The organism is Vibrio sp. S11_S32 (assembly GCF_014694465.1).
GTDB classification, from domain to species: Bacteria; Pseudomonadota; Gammaproteobacteria; order Enterobacterales; family Vibrionaceae; genus Vibrio; species Vibrio algicola.
Genome location: NZ_JAAUWS010000003.1, coordinates 121207 through 139281 on the forward strand (window position 1 = coordinate 121207; position 18075 = coordinate 139281).

Here is an 18075-nt window from a genome sequence, read left to right on the forward strand (position 1 = left end):
CCATCTATATACCAACATAGTAATAGCAATAACTTTATTAGACTCTAAAAGGATATGTTCGTGTCTTTCCTACCATCATTAAAACAGTTTTCACTCCAGCGCCGTGCATGGCTGATATTGTTCCTTTTTATTATTTTCTTTGAATCTTGCGCACTATTTTTCCAACACGTTATGATGCTATCGCCCTGTGTTATGTGCGTATACGAACGTGTGGCGATGTTAGGCGTGGCAAGCGCAGCCTTGATTGGTTTAATAAACCCTCGTAACGCCATGCTGCGCTATATAGGGCTTGCAGGTTGGGCATATACCGCCTTTAGAGGGTTTGAATTAGCCCGTGAGCACGTTGGCTTTCAACTCCACCCTTCCCCTTTTTCGACCTGCGATATTTTTCCGCAATTTCCAAACTGGGCACCGCTCAATCAATGGGCACCATGGATGTTTGAACCTACCGGCGATTGCTCTAAAATTGTGTGGCAATTTTTAAGCTTATCAATGCCACAATGGTTAGTGGTCATTTTTGCTTGTAACTTAATTGCGGTCACTGTGATTATTTTAGCTCAGTTTTCTAAAGCCAAATAGCCACCTACAACACCATAATTGAGAAGACCCTATCGCTTCGGTTATTAATCGTGGTTGATAGGGTCTTTTTTTGTGTCACGTTCGCTTCACAGTGAGAACGCATCACCTCACCTGGCTTGACGCATTGTGAGTTAATGAATAAATGAGTGAATGGGTGAAGCTAGTTTCATCCCTCGTATCCATCAGCGATATCAGGATTATCCCACAGCACTTAGGTTCTAAAATACTGGCAGATGCTTTTAAAGCTCTGCGGAGTGGTAAAAATTAGAGATGGCAATAGGCAATAACCCACATAGAGACCCAACAGGGAGAGGTTATACCAATTGCATAAATTTATCATCGTTCAAAATTGAGTACAGAGAAAAGTGTCAAAGGTCATGGATGGCCTTTTCACAACCGGCCAGGACGGATCAGCGTCTTTTCAGCGTATTCAAATTGATCAAATATTAAATGGAATTGACATTAGATAACCAAGTAGTGGCTACGACCGTTAGCATCATTAACAATGATTGGATAGGATGATTAAATTTCAGGCATAAAAAAACGCCAGCACTCAGGCTGACGTTAATAAATATTACCTTTTATACTCTCAAATTAGAAAGTATAAAGAAGACCTAGACGCATGCTATCTTCAGCATCACGAAGTGTCGCACCAGAAACTTGGTAATCATTGAATGTGGCATCGCCTTTATCAAGACCGTTTAGTTTATAAGAAACGTAAGCGTATAGATTTGGAGTGAAGTCATAACCACCGGTTAATTCGTACCAGTTATTAATGGTATCGCTATCAGCTTCTTGGTTTTCATAAGCACCAATCACGCGGAAACCATTGTTCCATTTGTATTGCGCAGATGCTTCAACACCATCAAAATCTTGTTTATAGTTTAAATCACCATTAGTGTAAGTCGCTGCAAGGTATAGACCTTCAGTAGTTACACCATAGCTAACACCTGCAATAATTTGATCTGCTGTATCACCACGATAAGCTACGCCAGCATTATCTTCGATACCGTTTGAAGCATAACCTACCGCAAACCCAACACCCATTGGCAGGGTGTATTTCGCAGCAACACCGTAACCGTTAGTATTATCTTTATCACCTAAAATAACGTTGGCCTTAACCGTTAATGCATCATTATCTAGGAAATTGCCTGCATATTGAATGTTGTTATTTACTTGCTCATCGCCAGCTGCGATCATGTTTTTCTGCGCGCCAGAGTAAGTTGAGATATCTGACATTTGAGAAATCATAACGGTAGAAGTATCTTGACGACCGAAAGTGAAATCACCGACGTTGGTTTTGAAACCTGCAAATACATAACGTAGGTTAAAACCATTATTATCGTTACTATTATCGCCAGATGAATTCACACCTTGCTCAGCTTCGTAGAAACCAATACCTGAGATGCTATCAGTAATTTTGGTTTCACCACCAACGTTAATACGGAAACGTGAGCCATTATGCATCGTACCGTCAATTTTAGCGCCGTTATCTTGACCAATAAAGTCACCACGGAATTCAGCACGACCACCGATGTCTAATTGAGTAGAATCATTTTTGTAAACAGTGGCAGCGTTAGCGCCGGCAGCAGCAGCAAGAGCTGCGATAGCTAAAGCAATATGAGTCTTTTTCATTGTCATTATCCTAATATTTAAGAAGGTATCTTCTTACTAGTTAAACTGTTGAGAACTTCTTGAAGTCAGTGGTTTCCACTAACATTTGGCTCTCTAGCAGTCATGAATTCTTTTTTATCACCAAAACAGTATAGACACGCTTATTGGTAACAGTGTGGGTACTTTTTACGTGAAAGTTCCCATTTCGATAAGTAAAAAATACTAATATCTCATCAAAAATCTCGTCAAAAACGCCAACAAACCAGTAAGACACTGATAACAATAGAAACTATTGGAATTAAAAGATTTTAAATTATTTAATAACCCCATCGTAATTTAGCTTTTTTTTTATTTATTTATGGTTAAATGTGTGATCTATATCGACAATGATTATACCTAATGGTTTGTTTCACCGATGAATTCATAGCTATTAAGAAAAAACCGCCTCCTTCATTGACTGAGATAAGGCGATTTTATCGTATGGGAAATATTTCTATGTACAGAGAAAAAGAATCAATCATTACGTATGTTTGTTTAAAATAAACTTATTACAATTTACCGCAACACTGTTTAAACTTCTTACCACTGTCACATGGACAAGGATCATTTCGCCCCAAGCCTTTATACGGATTGATGTACTGTGCTTGTTTACCTTGCATTAATTCATTGGCACTATGAGCAACTTCGTTAATCATCAAGTTTAATTGCGGCAACATTTGTTTTAAACACGGCACTTCTGTTATGCCAGCTGCTTGCATTTGTTGTTGTGTTTGCTCTTGATCAACAATCAACATAAAAGTAGTCAATAACGCCTGTAGCATTCGCACGCTACCATCTGAAATTTGTCCTGCTTGATCCCAACCATTTTCCACCACTGGCCATATTGACATAAAACCCTGTGCCGTTGCTTGCAAGGCTGCATGATCCACTAAATCAGTATTCACTGATCCTAAAGGCTCGGTTAACGTGATTTTCAATAGCGTGAATAAATCATAATCTGACACCATTAAATAAGCATATTGTTGTTCAAAGCGAGTCACTAAGGCTTGTTTGGTATCCGCTTCAATATCGGCTATTAGTGGTTCAATCCACTGCTCTGGTGTTAAAGGTTTTGGGCTCATATTAGCCGCTAAGATCACCCCTTCCCAAAATTCGGCTAGATACTGGCTGCTACTCACAGTTTCATTATCGATTAAATCATTCATTAATATTATCTCGTTTAAATTTTCGCTTAGTGTACCAGTTCCGCCTTGTTCAGCCATTAAAAACCCAGTAACCCAATGAACGTTGCCACTATAAGATCACGCTAGCCAGTGACATTTCCCAGCTTTGCCTCTACAATCTCGCCTCTTTTCTTCGCTGTTATATATTTGAGGTTCACTATGCGCGTTATTCTTGGTCCAATGGAGGGGGTTCTCGATCACTTAATGCGAGAAATACTCACCAATCTTAATGATTATGACCTATGCGTAACCGAATTTGTGCGTGTGGTGGATCGCCTCTTACCGGAACATGTTTTTACTCGGCTTTGCCCTGAATTATTGCATGGTTGTACCACCCGTTCGGGTACGCCAGTTCGGTTACAGTTATTGGGACAAGATCCTAATTGGATGGCTGAAAATGCGGTGCGCGCGGTGGAGTTAGGCTCTCATGGCATGGATATTAACTTTGGTTGCCCCGCTAAAATGGTCAATAAAAGCAAAGGTGGCGCAGCACTGTTACAACACCCCGAATTGATCTATCAAATAGTAAAATCTTGCCGTGATGCTATTCCAAAAGATATTACAGTATCCGCCAAGATCCGCTTAGGTTGGGAAGATCCACAAGATTGTTTTGAGATTGTCGATGCAATTGAACAAGCCGGTGCGACAGAACTGACCGTTCATGCCCGCACCAAAATGGGCGGTTATAAAGCCAGTGAAATTAAGTGGGAATATATCGAACAAATCAAGCAACGGTGCCAACTGCCGATTATTGCCAATGGGGAGATTTGGAATTATCAAGATGGACAAGACTGCTTAACGCAAACCAAAGCCGATGCCTTAATGGTCTGCCGAGGCGCGTTTAATGTGCCCAATCTTGGTAATGTAGTTAAACATAACCAAGCGGTAATGGCGTGGGAGAAAGTGGTTGACCTAATGCTGGACTATTCAATGTACGAGATCGAAGGCGATAAAGGGTTATATTACCCCAATCGGATTAAACAATGGTTAGCTTACTTGCGCCAAGAATACGCTCAAGCCGATGATTTATTCCGTAATATCCGTCGGTTCAACAAAGCTGAACCGATTATTGATTATATTCAGGCTTTGAAAGATCAGATCAAATAATCACTCTGTTTTTACCGGATTGCTTAGCAACATACAGCTTGTCATCCGCTTCTTTTAATAATGAATCGAAGGTATGTTTTTCTCCAGTTGGTCTGATTATTACGCCACCTGAAACTGAAAAACCACTTTTCATCACTCGATGTGAACCTTTGGTGATTTCTTTTTGAACTCGGGTCAGCGCATCGATAATCTTGGTTTCATTACTGCCTTGCATATACACCACAAACTCTTCACCACCAAAGCGCAAGACAACATCAGATGCGCGCGTATTACGGTGTAAAACTTGGCCGACATAACAAATCACTTCGTCACCGATATCATGACCATAAGTATCATTAATGGTTTTAAAGTCATCAATATCAAAGATTGCGACACCTTCAAATTCTTGTTGGATCACACCTTTATATGCCAGTTCTAGTCCACGACGATTTAGCAATGAGGTCATGGGATCACGCAGTGACAGTTCACGGAAGTAATGTCGCTCGTAATTCAGTTTGAGATAAATAAAAATAGAGGTGGTAAAAATATACAATAATAAAATCCCAACTAATCTTTGGATATTATTATTGAAAAAGTCTTGTACTTCTTCTAACCAAGACCATTGAAAATACATCACTTGATTAGTTTTAACCCCTTCAATCCAAACCGGTCTTGGCATCCGTGCATCACTTGGCAAGGCTCGCTCATCATCAGGGCTAAAGCGAATATTTTTACTCAGAGGCTCTGAGGCGAGAGATAATTTTGAGATCAATATATCTAATATCACCACCCCTTCGAATTGATCGTTATCATATAACCCTGTAGATACCGTCAATATTGGTTTACCAGATATAACGTCGTTATGCGGACCAGTAAGAGTAATATTATTAGTGCCATCTTGGGTATTTTGCCAATAGTTTCTATGGGTTAAAATCGGAACTGCATTTTTATGCAGCAAACGCACATTTTCTGCTGGCGAGGCTACCATATAACCTTTCGGCGAAATATAATATAAACCCGCAATGTACTGCTTCAACTCACTTAAAAATGAGAACGAAGAGGCTACGGTCAATTTACTCTCAATATCTTGATAGACTGGGCTGTTAGGATCGCAACTGCCCTCTAAGCCTTTAACGGCATAGTTCACTTTTAAGACGTTTTTGTTATCAGTGCGATAAGCGGATTGCATTTTTTCTTGACTAGGAAACCAAGTACAAAAACCTTCACTATCCGTTTGGCGATTATAGGGGATATTACGGGTACTTTTCGGGCTACCATTGGTGAAATATGTTGAGAATATATAGTTAGTTGCCCCTAACACTTTAATCGAATGCTCCAGCTTACTAGTCATTCGGCCATATTCAATATTCACTTCTTCGTCTAAGCTTTTGGCGTAATTTAGCGCCAAAATAGCAACCATCACTAAAGCTAATGCTAAAGGCGCTAAAATAGCAGTTTTATAGGTGATTTTCGATTGATGATACATAAAAAAGGAGACACCAAAAAGTTAGACTAAAACACTATATCAGATGTCTAATCAGTTAAATAGCAGTGAATTAAAGAGAGAGATAGTAATGATGGCGCAACCGATTGTACCATCATTACTTACATTTTAGTTAACTCAGCAACAAACTGTCATCGCTTAATTCCTCTCCTCTCACTTTAGAAAACATTTCTAATAGATCAGGAACTTGCATCCCTTTACGTTTATCACCATCGACATCCAGTACAATCTCGCCCTGATGTAACATAATGGTGCGGTCACCACAAGCCAAGGCATCTTTCATCGAGTGAGTCACCATCATGGCAGTCAAATTAAACTCTTTAACTACTGTTTTGGTTAGATCGATCACAAACGCTGCCATCCGAGGATCAAGCGCGGCGGTATGCTCATCAAGCAGTAACAGTTTGCTCTCCGATAAGGTTGCCATCACCAAACTCACCGCTTGACGTTGGCCGCCAGAAAGCAATCCAATATTGTCACCTAAGCGATCTTCTAAGCCTAAACCTAAAATACTAATGCGATCTTGAAATATTTTACGACGTGAAGCAGACAATGCCATATTCCACCCGCGTCGCTTACCCCGTGAATAAGCAATCGCCATATTTTCTTCAATGGTCAGATCGCCACAGGTTCCCGCCAACGGATCTTGAAATACCCGCGCACACATTTGAGCGCGTTGATGCACCAATTTCTTAGTCACATCGACATTATCAATCTGAACTTGGCCACCGATCATCGGCGTTTCACCTGTCACAGCGCCTAATAAAGTCGACTTACCCGCACCATTAGAACCAATAACAGTAAGAAACTGATGCTGCGGCACTTTAAGTGACACTTTACGCAATGCTTTATTTTCTAAAATACTGCCAGGGTTGAAGGTCACTTCAATATTTTTTAGCTCAATCATAGTGACTCCTTATTGGCATCTGACGCTTGTATAATGGCGAGTTTGGCTGCCTTTTTTGCTTTCATACTGCTTTTTATTTTTGGTGCAACAAGGGCTACCGCAACTAATAACGCGGTGACTAAATTAAGATCAGACGCTTTCATACCAAACATGCCGGTATTGAGTGCAAATTGAATCGCAATACGATAGAGCACCGACCCCACAATTACCGCCACTACTGCGACCCAGATCTTACGACTAGGAATAAGTGTTTGACCTAAAATCACCGCAGCTAAACCAACCACTATGGTTCCTGCGCCAGAAGTGACATCGGCAAAACCGCTGGTTTGCGCTAAAAGAGCGCCAGCAAAGCCAACCAAGCCATTGGATAGTGCTAATCCAAAATAAGTATAAAACGCTGTACTAGCGCCTTGAGCCGACACCATACGAGCATTCACCCCAGTGGCTCTTAACGCTAAACCAAAATCACTGTTTAACAACCGGATGACTAATAATCCTGCCACCACAACCACAACCGCCACCGCTAAAGGACGAATAAATAAATCGCCTCCGAACGCTTCTAGTGGAGTAAAAATCGTCTCTTCCCCTAATAGAGAAAGATTAGGCCTTCCCATAATACGGATATTTATCGAAAAAGCGGCTAGCATGGTCAAGATGGAAGCTAATAAGTGAAGGATACCACAGCGAACCGCGAGAAAAGCCGTTACTAGGCCACTCAAACTGCCGACAAAAAAAGCCAGCCCTGTAGCGACCCAAGGATTAACGCCCGCCACTAAAGCCGTCGCGGCTACTGCAGCGCCCATCGGAAAACTACCATCAACGGTTAAATCGGGAAAATCGAGAACTCGAAAAGTAATGTAAACGCCCAAAGCCACTAAGCCATATACAAGGCCTAACTCTAACGCGCCATAGAAGGCAAAAGCAGACATAACTACTCCTTTTCTGCTTATTCACTCTACGCAATCCATACTCAGTAGAGTGATACAACACCTTAAATTGTTAAGGTATGCTAAATAACAATACACCCTTTCATCTGGGCATATAAAACGAGCAGGTGGTTGGAATATATCTCCAACTCACCTCCTTTATTGGCGCACTATTTTTTGAATACCTTAGCGCGATCAACAATCGTGGTTGGGATAGTGACACCCAATTTTTTAGCTGCCGCTGGGTTAATAATAAGCTCTGATGCTTTGGCAACATGCACCGGTAACTCATTGGGTTTCTTGCCTTCCAAAATCGATACCACATAGTCAGAGGTTTGTATCCCGATTTGATAGTAATCTGCGCCTAAACCAATCACCGCACCACGGTCAACATAAGTAACAGAGGCTGCTAATACCGGTTTTTTGGCTTGGTTTGCTGCGGCAATCATGCCATCAATCGCACTGGCAACGGTATTATCAATCATGGCGTAGATTACATCAGACTTTGCCACGATCGCTTGAGTTGCCGATTGTACATCCGCACTCTTTAGCGCAGTACTCTCTACAATCTCAATGCCACGAGTCGCCGCTTCTTTTTTCAGTACTGTCATTAACGCCACTGAATTGGCTTCGCCTGGGTTATACACTACCCCAATGGTTTTTAGGGTTGGGATAAGCTCTTTGGCTAAATCAAGATGCTGAGCAATCGGTGACATATCCGACAGACCAGTAACATTGCCAGAAGGGTTATCTAACGACTTGACCAACTTTGCTTCAACTGGGTCGGTAACCGCGGTAAAGACAATCGGAATATTCTTGGTGGTTGCTGCCAATGCTTGTGCGGAAGGCGTGGCAATACCCACTAACACATCAGGTTCATTCCCAACAAACTGACGGGCAATCTGTGAGGCTATGGCAGGATTTCCTTGCGCAGTGCGATATTCTAGTTCAAGATTTTTACCTTGCTCGTAACCGTGCGATTTTAATCCATCGATCAAACCGTTACGAGTGGCATCCAGCGCAGGGTGTTCAACAATTTGTGATACATCCACTTTCACTGTTTTTGCTAATACACCTGTCGATGACAATAATGCCGCCCCAGCTAATGCCGCTGTTGCAATAATGTTTTTTGCTTTCATCTTAACTCCTTGATCCAGCAATTTGTGTTGTATCTGTGTTATCATTAATCACTACCATTAATGGCAGTGATTAATACATTATTATCAGCTAATAACAAAAAAAGGAAGTCTTTGAGTTCACATTACCGTAACAATAAAGCCCCAAGCACTAATTCATAAGAGAACTAGGTCATTGAGGCTTTGATTAGCAAAAAATACTGGGGTGTTAGATATGAGCGTTAGATATGGGGTTGCTAGGCGATTGCGATTAAAACCAACGTTCTAATGTCGCTTCATCCAGTTGTTTAAAAGCACGCTTTAACATGCTAGCTAATTCTTTATAGCGCGGTTGAGGCTTGATCGGTTCTTGCGCGATCCCGGACTCGGCGACTTTTTGATACAACTCGCGATACCAGTTGGCTAAACTTGGTGGTAATTGTGTGTTGGAACGTGTTCCTAGCCACCAAATCCCTTGTAAAGGTAAACTAATAGCAAACAATGCGATCACAATCGCTTGCGGCATCGCGGCTTGGTTATTAAACGTCATTTGTAGCAAAATACTTATCGCCGCCACTGCCGGCATCACTTTAATGCCAAAACGAGTTGCTTTGATCATACGTTGTTCTGGAAACATAGGCGCCAATTCTTTGCGAACTGGCCAGTGATCCATATAATGTTGACCCTCTTTAAATCGATGTATAAAGCTTACTCGACTCATGCCAACCTTCCTTTTGCTAAAAAAATTTTATAACAATTAAAAAATAACTGTAAAAAATTGATTAAAGTTAATATTGATACAACTTTTTTTTGTTATCTTACGCTATAATCGTTATCCTTTACGCGATTACAACCTTACATTGCATTTTTTTGCAGTGGTTATGGTGATGTAAATCGCATAAATCGTTTTTAGTACTAACGCATTTCTTACCACAATCCGTTGTTATGGCGGTTGTTATCGTAATGCGTTACCTATTTAAGAATAATACGACTATCCTTGGTTGTCGTCTATTTTTGAATTGTTTTATTTCATTACAGTTAATTTTCTGAACGAATACAGGTATTCACTCATGTCAAAGCTAGTCCTAGTTTTAAACTGCGGTAGTTCTTCACTTAAATTTGCAATCGTTGATGCGGAGTCTGGCGATGAACTTCTTACCGGCCTTTCTGAATGTTTAGGCCTTCCAGAAGCTCGTATTAAATGGAAGCTCGATGGAAAGCATGAAGCTCAACTAGGTAATGGTGCTGCGCACGCTGAAGCACTTAAATTTATCGTAGATACTATCCTAGCTTCTAAGCCTGAATTAGGCGAAGGCGTGGCGGCAATTGGTCACCGCGTTGTACATGGTGGTGAAAAATTCACATCATCTGTTCTTATTACTGATGCTGTTGTGCAAGAAATTAAAGATGTTACTACTCTTGCTCCTCTTCATAACCCAGCAGCGATTGCAGGTATTGAAGCGGCTAAACTTGCATTCCCTAATCTTAAGAATGTAGCTGTATTTGATACTGCATTCCACCAAACAATGCCGGAAGAAGCGTTCTTGTACGCGATTCCATACAACCTATACACAGAGAACAGCATCCGTCGTTACGGTATGCACGGTACTTCTCACCTATTTATTACCCGTGAAGTTGCAAACATCATGGATAAGCCAGTTGATCAAGTTAACATCATTAACTGTCACCTCGGTAACGGCGCATCGGTTTGTGCTATCAAAAATGGTCAATCTGTTGATACTTCAATGGGCTTAACGCCGCTTGAAGGTTTGGTAATGGGTACACGTTGTGGTGACCTTGATCCTGCGATCATCTTCCACATGCACGATGCACTAGGTTACTCTGTTGAAAAAATCAACACTATCCTAACCAAAGAGTCAGGCCTACAAGGTCTAACTCAAGTGACTTCGGATTGTCGTTTTGTTGAAGACAACTACCAAGATAAGCCAGAAGCAAAACGTGCGATGGATGTTTTCTGTCACCGTCTAGCAAAATACATTGCCGGTTACACTGCGACTTTAGATGGTCGTCTTGACGCTATCATATTTACAGGTGGCATCGGTGAAAACTCTGGTCCAATCCGTGAGCAAGTCCTTAACCGTCTTGGCATCTTTGGTATCAAACTAGATAACGACAAAAACCTTGCTGCTCGTTTCGGCGGTGAAGGTGTTATCACAGCAGATGACAGCAGCATTCCAGCAATGGTTATCTCAACCAATGAAGAATTGGTTATTGCAGAAGATACTGCTCGCCTAACTGGCCTATAAAACCTAACAGGCTAACTTCGGTTAGCCTGTTTTCTTTCTGGTTAATGAATCCCTCATTGCCATTTTACATATACCCTCAAAACTTGAAGTCACCACTTCAATCAATGAGGGAATAGTTAGAGGAATATTTTTCATGTCTCGTACTATAATGCTTGTTCCTGTTAGCGCTGGTGTTGGTCTTACTAGTGTTAGTTTGGGTGTCCTACGCGCGATGGAGCGTAAGGGTGTTAATGTTTCTTTCTTCAAACCAATCGCTCAGCCTCGTGGCGGCAAAGATGTGCCAGATCTAACCTCTAGCATCATCGCAGCAAGCAGTGATATGAAGATTGCCGAATCAACACCAATGTCTGAAGCAGGCGCGTTCATTAGTAACGAAAAAATGGACGAATTGCTTGAGCAAATCGTGGCCCGTTACAATGCTGTTAGCACTAGCTCTGAAGTCGTGCTAATTGAAGGTTTAGTCCCAACACGTAAGCACCCATTTGCCAACCAAGTGAATGCTGAAATCGCCAAAACGCTTGGCGCAGAAATCGTTTTTGTTGCGACACCTGCTAACAACAACCCAGCGCAACTTAAAGAGCGTATTGAGGTTGCTTGTTCTAACTTTGGTGGCACTAAAAACAAGAGCATTTCTGGCGTTATCATCAACAAGCTAAATGCACCTGTGGATGAAGCTGGCCGTACTCGTCCTGACCTGTCTGACATCTTTGATGAAACTATCGCACAAGCGAATATCGAAGTAATGCAGATCTTCAACTCTAGCCCAATCCGTGTATTAGGTTGCGTGCCTTGGAATGTTGAACTGATCGCCACTCGTGCTATCGATATGGCCAAGCACTTAAATGCGGACATCATTAATGCAGGTGAAATCAATACTCGCCGTATTAAGAGCATTACTTTCTGTGCACGTTCTCTGCCAAACATGATTGAACATTTCAAGCCAGGTTCACTATTAGTGACTTCTGCTGACCGTCCAGACGTGATCGTTGCTGCGGCACTTGCTTCTATGAACGGTGTTGAAATTGGTGCGATCTTGCTAACCGGTGGTTACGATATCCCTGAGAAAATTATTGATCTATGTAAGCCTGCATTTGAATCAGGTCTGCCGATCTTTAAAGCTCAAGGTAACACTTGGCAGACTTCGCTAAACCTACAAAGCTTTAACCTTGAAGTACCACAAGACGATAAAGAACGTATTGAATACATCAACGATCACGTGGCAAGCCACATCGATGGTCCTTGGATTGATTCTTTATCTGAAGGCACTGAAGGCATTCGTCGTCTAAGCCCACCAGCATTCCGTTACCAGTTAACTGAATTTGCTCGTCGTGCTGGCAAACGTATTGTGCTTCCAGAAGGTGATGAGCCACGTACAGTTAAAGCGGCAGCTATCTGTGCTGAACGCGGTATCGCAACTTGTGTACTACTTGGTAACCCTGACGAAATTCGTCGTGTTGCACTACAGCAAGGTGTTGAGCTTGGTGCTGGCGTTGAGATCATCGATTCTGCTAACGTTCGTGAAAACTACGTGGCACGCTTAGTTGAACTACGTGGTGCGAAAGGCATGACTGAAGTTGTGGCACGCGAGAAACTAGAAGATTCTGTATTCTTAGGCACTATGATGCTTGAAGCGGGCGAAGTTGACGGTTTGGTTTCTGGCGCGGTTCACACCACGGCAAATACTATCGTTCCTCCGTTCCAAATCATCAAAACTGCGCCAGATGCTTCTATCGTATCGTCAATCTTCTTCATGTTACTGCCTGATCAAGTATTGGTTTACGGTGACTGTGCAATCAACCCAGATCCAAACGCTGAGCAATTGGCTGAAATCGCAATTCAATCTGCCGATTCTGCCAAAGCATTCGGTATTGACCCTCGCGTTGCGATGATCTCATACTCTACCGGTACTTCAGGTAAAGGCGCAGACGTTGATAAAGTACGTGAAGCAACTCGTATTGCTCAAGAGAAACGTCCTGACTTAGTTATCGACGGTCCTCTGCAGTACGATGCTGCTATCATGGAGAACGTTGCGGCTTCTAAAGCGCCTAACTCTCCTGTAGCCGGTAAAGCGACTGTATTTGTATTCCCAGACCTAAACACGGGTAACACAACTTACAAAGCTGTACAGCGCTCTGCAGACCTAGTATCAATCGGTCCAATGCTACAAGGCATGCGCAAGCCTGTGAACGATTTGTCCCGCGGCGCATTGGTTGACGATATCGTCTACACTGTTGCTCTAACCGCTATTCAAGCCGGTCAACAAGACGCTAAATAATCTTTTATTAGATTGTTAAGCTCGCAAAAAATAAAACCCCAGCAATGATTAAATTGCTGGGGTTTCTTTTTATTACGTAAGCTTGTTTTATTACCTAAGCTCGTGGTTAAAGCCGAGCTACGGTTATTAAGGTTATGAGTTAGTTTGAATACCAACAATCAACCAAGGTGCATTTTGCGCGGTTAAATCACGTTCTAAATGCCATACCTCATCAATATCTTGCTCTACGTTTTCCACAGTATCACGGTAACGACCGCTAAACTGCAAGCTTAACTGTGCTTTTGAGGCATCGTATTCACCGCGAACAATTTCAGTATCAACAAACATAACATCAGTATGTTGCTCACCTTCAAGCTCGGCACGTTCCGCTTTTAATTGCTCAAACAAACTTGGGGAAACATATTCTTCAATCGTTTCTAGTTGATTAAAATTCCATGCGCCTTGCAGCGTGCGGTAATGTTCACGCGAACCTTCCACAAATGCCACCCGATCAAATCCTGGTGGGAAGTTATGCGGAACATCCGATTGCCCTGTCGCCCCAAAACCACCGCCATTTTGAGTTTGTTCAAAATTTTGTACGTTAGGTTGTTCGAACTGTTGACGATTCATTGCGCCAGCAGAGTATGCAGCTTGAGGACCTCGATTGATGGTTGTTTGTTTTGCCCCCATCATGCCGCGTAAAAACTTAAATGCCACAAAAGCGATACCCGCAATGATCAGAATATCGAAAAATTGAATACCTTCAAAACCACCGCCCATAAACAAAGACGCTAATAAGCCCCCCGCCAATAAACCACCAAGCATTCCACCCATCATGCCACGGCGTGGTGAATTGGTTGCGCCTGGTTTATTTAGGTTATTAGTGTTTTGCATATTCTGTTTTGGCGCTGGCGCTGTCTTAAAGCTTTTACCGAATGATTTACCACCACCAAAGCGCTTCGCTTCAGCTGTTGGTACTGACATCATCGTTACCGTCACCAATGCAACCATCATGACAAGAAAACGTTTCATATTATTCCTTTCTTATTAAATTGAAGAATCTGTATGCATCATAGCTGCTATCTAAGAAGAATCTACTTATGCTATGTTTCAGAATATTGCAGTACCCGCATCAAATAATGCTATAACGCCTTGACGTTACACTGACATTCTCCGTATTATTCACCTATATTAATTACCTACGGTTTCCTATGGCAAGAAGAAATGACCACACGCGTGAAGAGTTATTCGCGCTTACATTAGATAAGGTGCGCGAATTTTTAGAAACACGCCCTTACCATTCATTAAGTTTACGTAAAATTGCCACTATGATTGGCTATGTACCCAGCACTTTAATCAATGTTTTTGGTAGTTATAATCTACTGCTGCTCGAGGTGGTTGGACAAACCTTGGATGAGCTATATCAAGAGTATGAAATAATTCAAAAACAAGAATTATCACCACTTGATACTTTAGAAGCTTTCTCTATTTGTTATTTTGAATTTGCGACGCGTCAACCCCATCGTTGGCAGTTAGTGTTCGAGCATAATATGCATGGTGATGAATTACCCAAACACGCCGCTGAAAGAATATTTCGCGTTATCCAAATGCTTGAAACTCAAATCAGGTTAATAGATCCTGAACAATCCGAGCAAAAAGTAGTCACCATCAGCCGAATCATTTGGGGTTCTGTGCATGGTATTACTGAGCTTAGTATTGGTGATCAGTTTTACACTAACTCTGAGTTAGAAGGCAAAGCACTGATCCATAACTTCTTTGATAATTATTTCTCTGGTTTAAAAGCTTCTGATTTAAAACAATAGTCATGTGAGAAAATCGCAGCTCTGATGTGAGTCACACCAATCGAGATACAGCAACAACATGCTTGATTTATCTTATTTAAGGCAGACAATTTATGTCATCTTCTTTATTGAAAAAACGTCGATTTCTGCCTTATTTCATCACTCAATTCCTCGGTGCTTTCAATGATAATATTTTCAAAAATACACTGTTATTATTGGTGGCATTCGCCGCAGTAGACACCCTCCCCGTATCCTCCGATATTTTTATTAATTTGGCTGCTGGCCTTTTTATTCTGCCGTTTTTTCTCTTTTCTGCCACTGCTGGTGTCTTGGCTGATAACTATGAAAAGTCGAAACTTATACGCATAATAAAAATGGCAGAAGTCATCATTATGTTGCTGGCCGCAATTGGTTTTTTATTTCATAGCTACCTCTCCTTGCTAATCCTGTTGTTCTTGATGGGGACCCAATCAGCCTTTTTTGGCCCCGTTAAATATGCGTTATTACCGCAACATCTTAAAGCAGGTGAATTAGTCTCTGGCAACGCATTGGTTGAAACTGGCACTTTTCTGGCCATTTTATTTGGAACTATTGGCGCGGGCTTTATTGCTGGTAGCGGTCATGCAGAAGTGATAGCAGCAGTGATGGTGATCATATTTTCTATATTGGGCTTTATCGCCAGCAATAAGATCCCAGCAGCACCTGCAGAAAAAAGCCACCAGCCATTTCAGTGGCAGCCAATTACACAAACTCAGCGAACATTGGCGATCGCCAAACAAAACAACCATATTTATCTCTCTATCTTAGCGATCAGCTGGTTTTGGTTTCTTGGCGCTTGCTATTTAACCCAATTTCCTAATTTTACTAAACACTATTTATTGGGCAATCAAGCCAGTGTTTCTTTGCTACTCACTCTGTTCTCAGTCGGCATCGCGGTAGGGTCGTTATTGTGCGCTAGACTTTCCCGCCATCAAGTGAATCTGAAGTTAGTGTTACTCGGTGGTGCACTGATTTCAGTATGCAGTTTCTTACTCGGCTTTAGTACCCCAAGTGCTATCACGACAAGCATTATCACACCAAGCAGTTCTTTATGGGCTTTTATTGCTCAGCCATCCCTGTGGGGTGTGTTCATTAGTCTATTTGGTTTAGGGATCTCTGGAGGGTTATTTATTGTGCCGCTTTACACTCAAATGCAAATCTTGGCGCAGCCGAACCAACGCGCCCAAGTGATCGCCGCCAATAATATCTACAATGCCATTTTCATGGTGGCAAGCGCGCTTATTAGTATCATCTGTTTAGCGATGCTCAATTTATCCATTCCTGATTTTTTTGAACTGTTAGCGGCATTCAACGCTGTGGTTATCTTTCTTCTTTGGTATAAAGCCGCTTCCGTGGCATAAAATGACAGCATAATAAACGAGTGAAGCAAAAATACTCATCTAATACCTCTTAGCGTTAAAAAAAACCAAACAATAGGTTAATAATATTAAACCCAACTATTATTAAAAATGAGGGTATTATCACGGTCCTTTTCTGTTCTCGCTATTGTTAGGTTTGTTATGATCCATTATTTACGTCAGTACGGTGTGTTTACTTTTGCCGCATTAATGTGTTTTACCCCTTGGGTAAACTCGCCAATTGCATTAACCATTGGTTTTTTGCTGGTAAGCTTTGGCTTTGTTCCCCACACTATCCCGTTAACCAAAATCATCAAGAAGTTATTAGCGTATTCTATCGTTGGCTTAGGTTTTGGTATCAATATCCAACAAGCAGTAAGCGCCACTGAAAATGGCTTTGGCATTATTGTGACTACTATTTTTAGTACCTTGATCATTGGTACCTTATTAGCAAAACGAATGGGATTAGAAAGAGAGACTGGGCATTTAATCGCTTCAGGAACCGCGATTTGTGGCGGCAGCGCGATTGCCGCCGTAGCCCCTGCGATTAATGCTAAAGATCAACCGGTAGCAATGTCTTTAGCTGTGATCTATGTGTTAAATTCCGTGGCATTATTTTTGTTCCCAGTGATTGGACACGCATTAGGCTTAAGCCAGTCTCAGTTTGGAACTTGGGCAGCAATTGCGATCCACGATACCTCATCGGTGGTCGGCGCGGCGCAAGCTTATGGTGAACAATCGCTGCAAATTGCCACTACGTTAAAATTAGCACGTGCGTTATGGATTGTGCCGGTCGCTTTTATCAGTGCCTTATTATTTAAGAATGACAGTAAGAAGATCACCATTCCTTTCTTCATTTTATTCTATATCGGTGCGATTGTATTTAGTGACCAAGTACCACAGTTTTCTGCCGTTTATCATGCGATTTATACCTTCGCAAAACAAACATTAGTCTTGTGTTTATTCTTGATTGGCTGTGGCATTTCAATTCAAAAACTAAAAGCCACAGGCCCGAAACCTATGATTTTTGGCGTGATACTATGGGTGGTTATTTCGGTCAGTTCCCTGACTTGGATATTGACTCATATTCAGTAACACCTTATATGGCGCGATGATCACATTTAGGATCAAACATGAGGCTCAATTTGGGCCTCTTTTTTATCTGCTCTGCGCCGCTTTTGATACTTAAAAGCTGAGACCACCACTAAAATAAACGCCCCTAATTCTGCAATAGCTGAGCTCAAACCTTGCGAACTTATCGAAACCGCAATCAATGCCAATACTGCAATCACTAATATTATCTTCATCATCAATCCTTGAATGCTTTTACTTGATGCACTTGATGATAATTATGGCTTAATCATTGCTGGGGGATAAATTCCGATTTGGACTAATACATAA

15 protein-coding genes and 1 pseudogene are annotated in these 18075 nt (G+C 41.7%); 7 read left to right on the plus strand and 9 right to left on the minus strand.

The annotated features are described in order from the left end of the window. Window positions 1-54: 54 nt before the first annotated feature. Window positions 55-579, plus strand: a complete 525-nt coding sequence (dsbB, locus tag HC723_RS03335; RefSeq protein ID WP_153447379.1) for a disulfide bond formation protein DsbB — start codon at window positions 55-57, stop codon at window positions 577-579. Between the two features lie 594 nt (window positions 580-1173). Here dsbB and HC723_RS03340 read toward each other — a convergent pair. Together HC723_RS03340 and HC723_RS03345 are read right to left on the minus strand one after the other, a co-directional pair. Then, window positions 1174-2214 carry a porin gene (locus HC723_RS03340; protein ID WP_446751384.1) on the minus strand — a complete coding sequence of 347 codons (1041 nt, stop codon included), beginning with the start codon at window positions 2212-2214 and terminating at the stop codon, window positions 1174-1176. A gap of 527 nt (window positions 2215-2741) precedes the next feature. Beyond that, the gene (locus HC723_RS03345) at window positions 2742-3398 is read right to left on the minus strand and encodes a YecA family protein (protein WP_190338208.1); all 657 of its coding nucleotides are present in this window, start codon (window positions 3396-3398) and stop codon (window positions 2742-2744) included. A gap of 177 nt (window positions 3399-3575) precedes the next feature. On the opposite strand from HC723_RS03345, the gene dusC reads away from it, so the two are divergent. Then, on the plus strand, window positions 3576-4523 hold the full coding sequence (dusC, locus tag HC723_RS03350; protein WP_153447382.1) for a tRNA dihydrouridine(16) synthase DusC: 948 nt from the start codon (window positions 3576-3578) through the stop codon (window positions 4521-4523). Here dusC and HC723_RS03355 read toward each other — a convergent pair. The 5 genes from HC723_RS03355 to yfbV all read right to left on the minus strand — a co-directional run bounded on the left by HC723_RS03355 (window position 4516) and on the right by yfbV (window position 9675). Further along, on the minus strand, window positions 4516-5988 hold the full coding sequence (locus tag HC723_RS03355) for a sensor domain-containing diguanylate cyclase (protein ID WP_190338209.1): 1473 nt from the start codon (window positions 5986-5988) through the stop codon (window positions 4516-4518). The two genes, dusC and HC723_RS03355, sit on opposite strands and share 8 nt — an antisense overlap. A gap of 130 nt (window positions 5989-6118) precedes the next feature. Then, window positions 6119-6913, minus strand: coding sequence for an ABC transporter ATP-binding protein (locus HC723_RS03360; RefSeq protein WP_190338210.1), 795 nt, complete (start codon window positions 6911-6913; stop codon window positions 6119-6121). Continuing rightward, window positions 6910-7842, minus strand: a complete 933-nt coding sequence (locus tag HC723_RS03365; protein WP_153447385.1) for an ABC transporter permease — start codon at window positions 7840-7842, stop codon at window positions 6910-6912. The genes HC723_RS03360 and HC723_RS03365 overlap by 4 nt, the downstream gene beginning before the upstream one ends. A 167-nt stretch (window positions 7843-8009) precedes the next feature. Continuing rightward, the gene (locus HC723_RS03370) at window positions 8010-8978 is read right to left on the minus strand and encodes an ABC transporter substrate-binding protein (RefSeq protein WP_153447386.1); all 969 of its coding nucleotides are present in this window, start codon (window positions 8976-8978) and stop codon (window positions 8010-8012) included. Window positions 8979-9225: 247 nt separating this feature from the next. Further along, complete coding sequence (gene yfbV / locus HC723_RS03375) at window positions 9226-9675, minus strand: terminus macrodomain insulation protein YfbV (RefSeq protein ID WP_153447387.1); 450 nt, start codon at window positions 9673-9675, stop codon at window positions 9226-9228. Window positions 9676-10024: 349 nt separating this feature from the next. Here yfbV and HC723_RS03380 point away from each other — a divergent pair, with 349 nt between their 5' ends. Together HC723_RS03380 and pta are read left to right on the plus strand one after the other, a co-directional pair. Next, window positions 10025-11221 carry an acetate kinase gene (locus HC723_RS03380; RefSeq protein WP_190338211.1) on the plus strand — a complete coding sequence of 399 codons (1197 nt, stop codon included), beginning with the start codon at window positions 10025-10027 and terminating at the stop codon, window positions 11219-11221. Between the two features lie 133 nt (window positions 11222-11354). Further along, the gene (gene pta / locus HC723_RS03385; RefSeq protein WP_190338212.1) at window positions 11355-13496 is read left to right on the plus strand and encodes a phosphate acetyltransferase; all 2142 of its coding nucleotides are present in this window, start codon (window positions 11355-11357) and stop codon (window positions 13494-13496) included. A gap of 132 nt (window positions 13497-13628) precedes the next feature. On the opposite strand, the gene HC723_RS03390 is transcribed toward pta, so the two are convergent. Then, window positions 13629-14507 carry a Tim44 domain-containing protein gene (locus HC723_RS03390; RefSeq protein WP_190338213.1) on the minus strand — a complete coding sequence of 293 codons (879 nt, stop codon included), beginning with the start codon at window positions 14505-14507 and terminating at the stop codon, window positions 13629-13631. Window positions 14508-14686: 179 nt separating this feature from the next. Between HC723_RS03390 and HC723_RS03395 the strand changes: the two genes are divergently transcribed. The 3 genes and pseudogenes from HC723_RS03395 (at window position 14687) to HC723_RS03405 (ending at window position 17769) form a co-directional block, all read left to right on the plus strand. Beyond that, complete coding sequence (locus HC723_RS03395) at window positions 14687-15298, plus strand: TetR/AcrR family transcriptional regulator (RefSeq protein ID WP_153447391.1); 612 nt, start codon at window positions 14687-14689, stop codon at window positions 15296-15298. Window positions 15299-15390: 92 nt separating this feature from the next. Then, window positions 15391-16659: pseudogene (locus HC723_RS03400) on the plus strand (MFS transporter); the annotation flags it as partial. A 177-nt stretch (window positions 16660-16836) separates the two neighbouring features. After that, window positions 16837-17769 carry a YeiH family protein gene (locus HC723_RS03405; RefSeq protein WP_190338215.1) on the plus strand — a complete coding sequence of 311 codons (933 nt, stop codon included), beginning with the start codon at window positions 16837-16839 and terminating at the stop codon, window positions 17767-17769. 32 nt (window positions 17770-17801) lie between these two features. On the opposite strand, the gene HC723_RS03410 is transcribed toward HC723_RS03405, so the two are convergent. Next, window positions 17802-17984 carry a hypothetical protein gene (locus HC723_RS03410; protein ID WP_225874249.1) on the minus strand — a complete coding sequence of 61 codons (183 nt, stop codon included), beginning with the start codon at window positions 17982-17984 and terminating at the stop codon, window positions 17802-17804. Between the last annotated feature and the right edge of the window lie 91 nt (window positions 17985-18075).

Bases quoted from the DNA above. Each gene is read 5' to 3' on its own strand.
- dsbB (WP_153447379.1), top strand. From the start codon at position 55: ATGTTCGTGTCTTTCCTACCATCATTAAAACAGTTTTCACTCCAGCGC.
- HC723_RS03410 (WP_225874249.1), bottom strand. From the start codon at position 17,984: ATGATGAAGATAATATTAGTGATTGCAGTATTGGCATTGATTGCGGTT.
- HC723_RS03370 (WP_153447386.1), bottom strand. From the start codon at position 8,978: ATGAAAGCAAAAAACATTATTGCAACAGCGGCATTAGCTGGGGCGGCA.
- HC723_RS03405 (WP_190338215.1), top strand. From the start codon at position 16,837: ATGATCCATTATTTACGTCAGTACGGTGTGTTTACTTTTGCCGCATTA.
- HC723_RS03340 (WP_446751384.1), bottom strand. From the start codon at position 2,214: ATGAAAAAGACTCATATTGCTTTAGCTATCGCAGCTCTTGCTGCTGCT.
- HC723_RS03390 (WP_190338213.1), bottom strand. From the start codon at position 14,507: ATGAAACGTTTTCTTGTCATGATGGTTGCATTGGTGACGGTAACGATG.
- HC723_RS03365 (WP_153447385.1), bottom strand. From the start codon at position 7,842: ATGTCTGCTTTTGCCTTCTATGGCGCGTTAGAGTTAGGCCTTGTATAT.
- HC723_RS03395 (WP_153447391.1), top strand. From the start codon at position 14,687: ATGGCAAGAAGAAATGACCACACGCGTGAAGAGTTATTCGCGCTTACA.
- dusC (WP_153447382.1), top strand. From the start codon at position 3,576: ATGCGCGTTATTCTTGGTCCAATGGAGGGGGTTCTCGATCACTTAATG.
- HC723_RS03380 (WP_190338211.1), top strand. From the start codon at position 10,025: ATGTCAAAGCTAGTCCTAGTTTTAAACTGCGGTAGTTCTTCACTTAAA.
- HC723_RS03360 (WP_190338210.1), bottom strand. From the start codon at position 6,913: ATGATTGAGCTAAAAAATATTGAAGTGACCTTCAACCCTGGCAGTATT.
- pta (WP_190338212.1), top strand. From the start codon at position 11,355: ATGTCTCGTACTATAATGCTTGTTCCTGTTAGCGCTGGTGTTGGTCTT.
- yfbV (WP_153447387.1), bottom strand. From the start codon at position 9,675: ATGAGTCGAGTAAGCTTTATACATCGATTTAAAGAGGGTCAACATTAT.
- HC723_RS03345 (WP_190338208.1), bottom strand. From the start codon at position 3,398: ATGAATGATTTAATCGATAATGAAACTGTGAGTAGCAGCCAGTATCTA.
- HC723_RS03355 (WP_190338209.1), bottom strand. From the start codon at position 5,988: ATGTATCATCAATCGAAAATCACCTATAAAACTGCTATTTTAGCGCCT.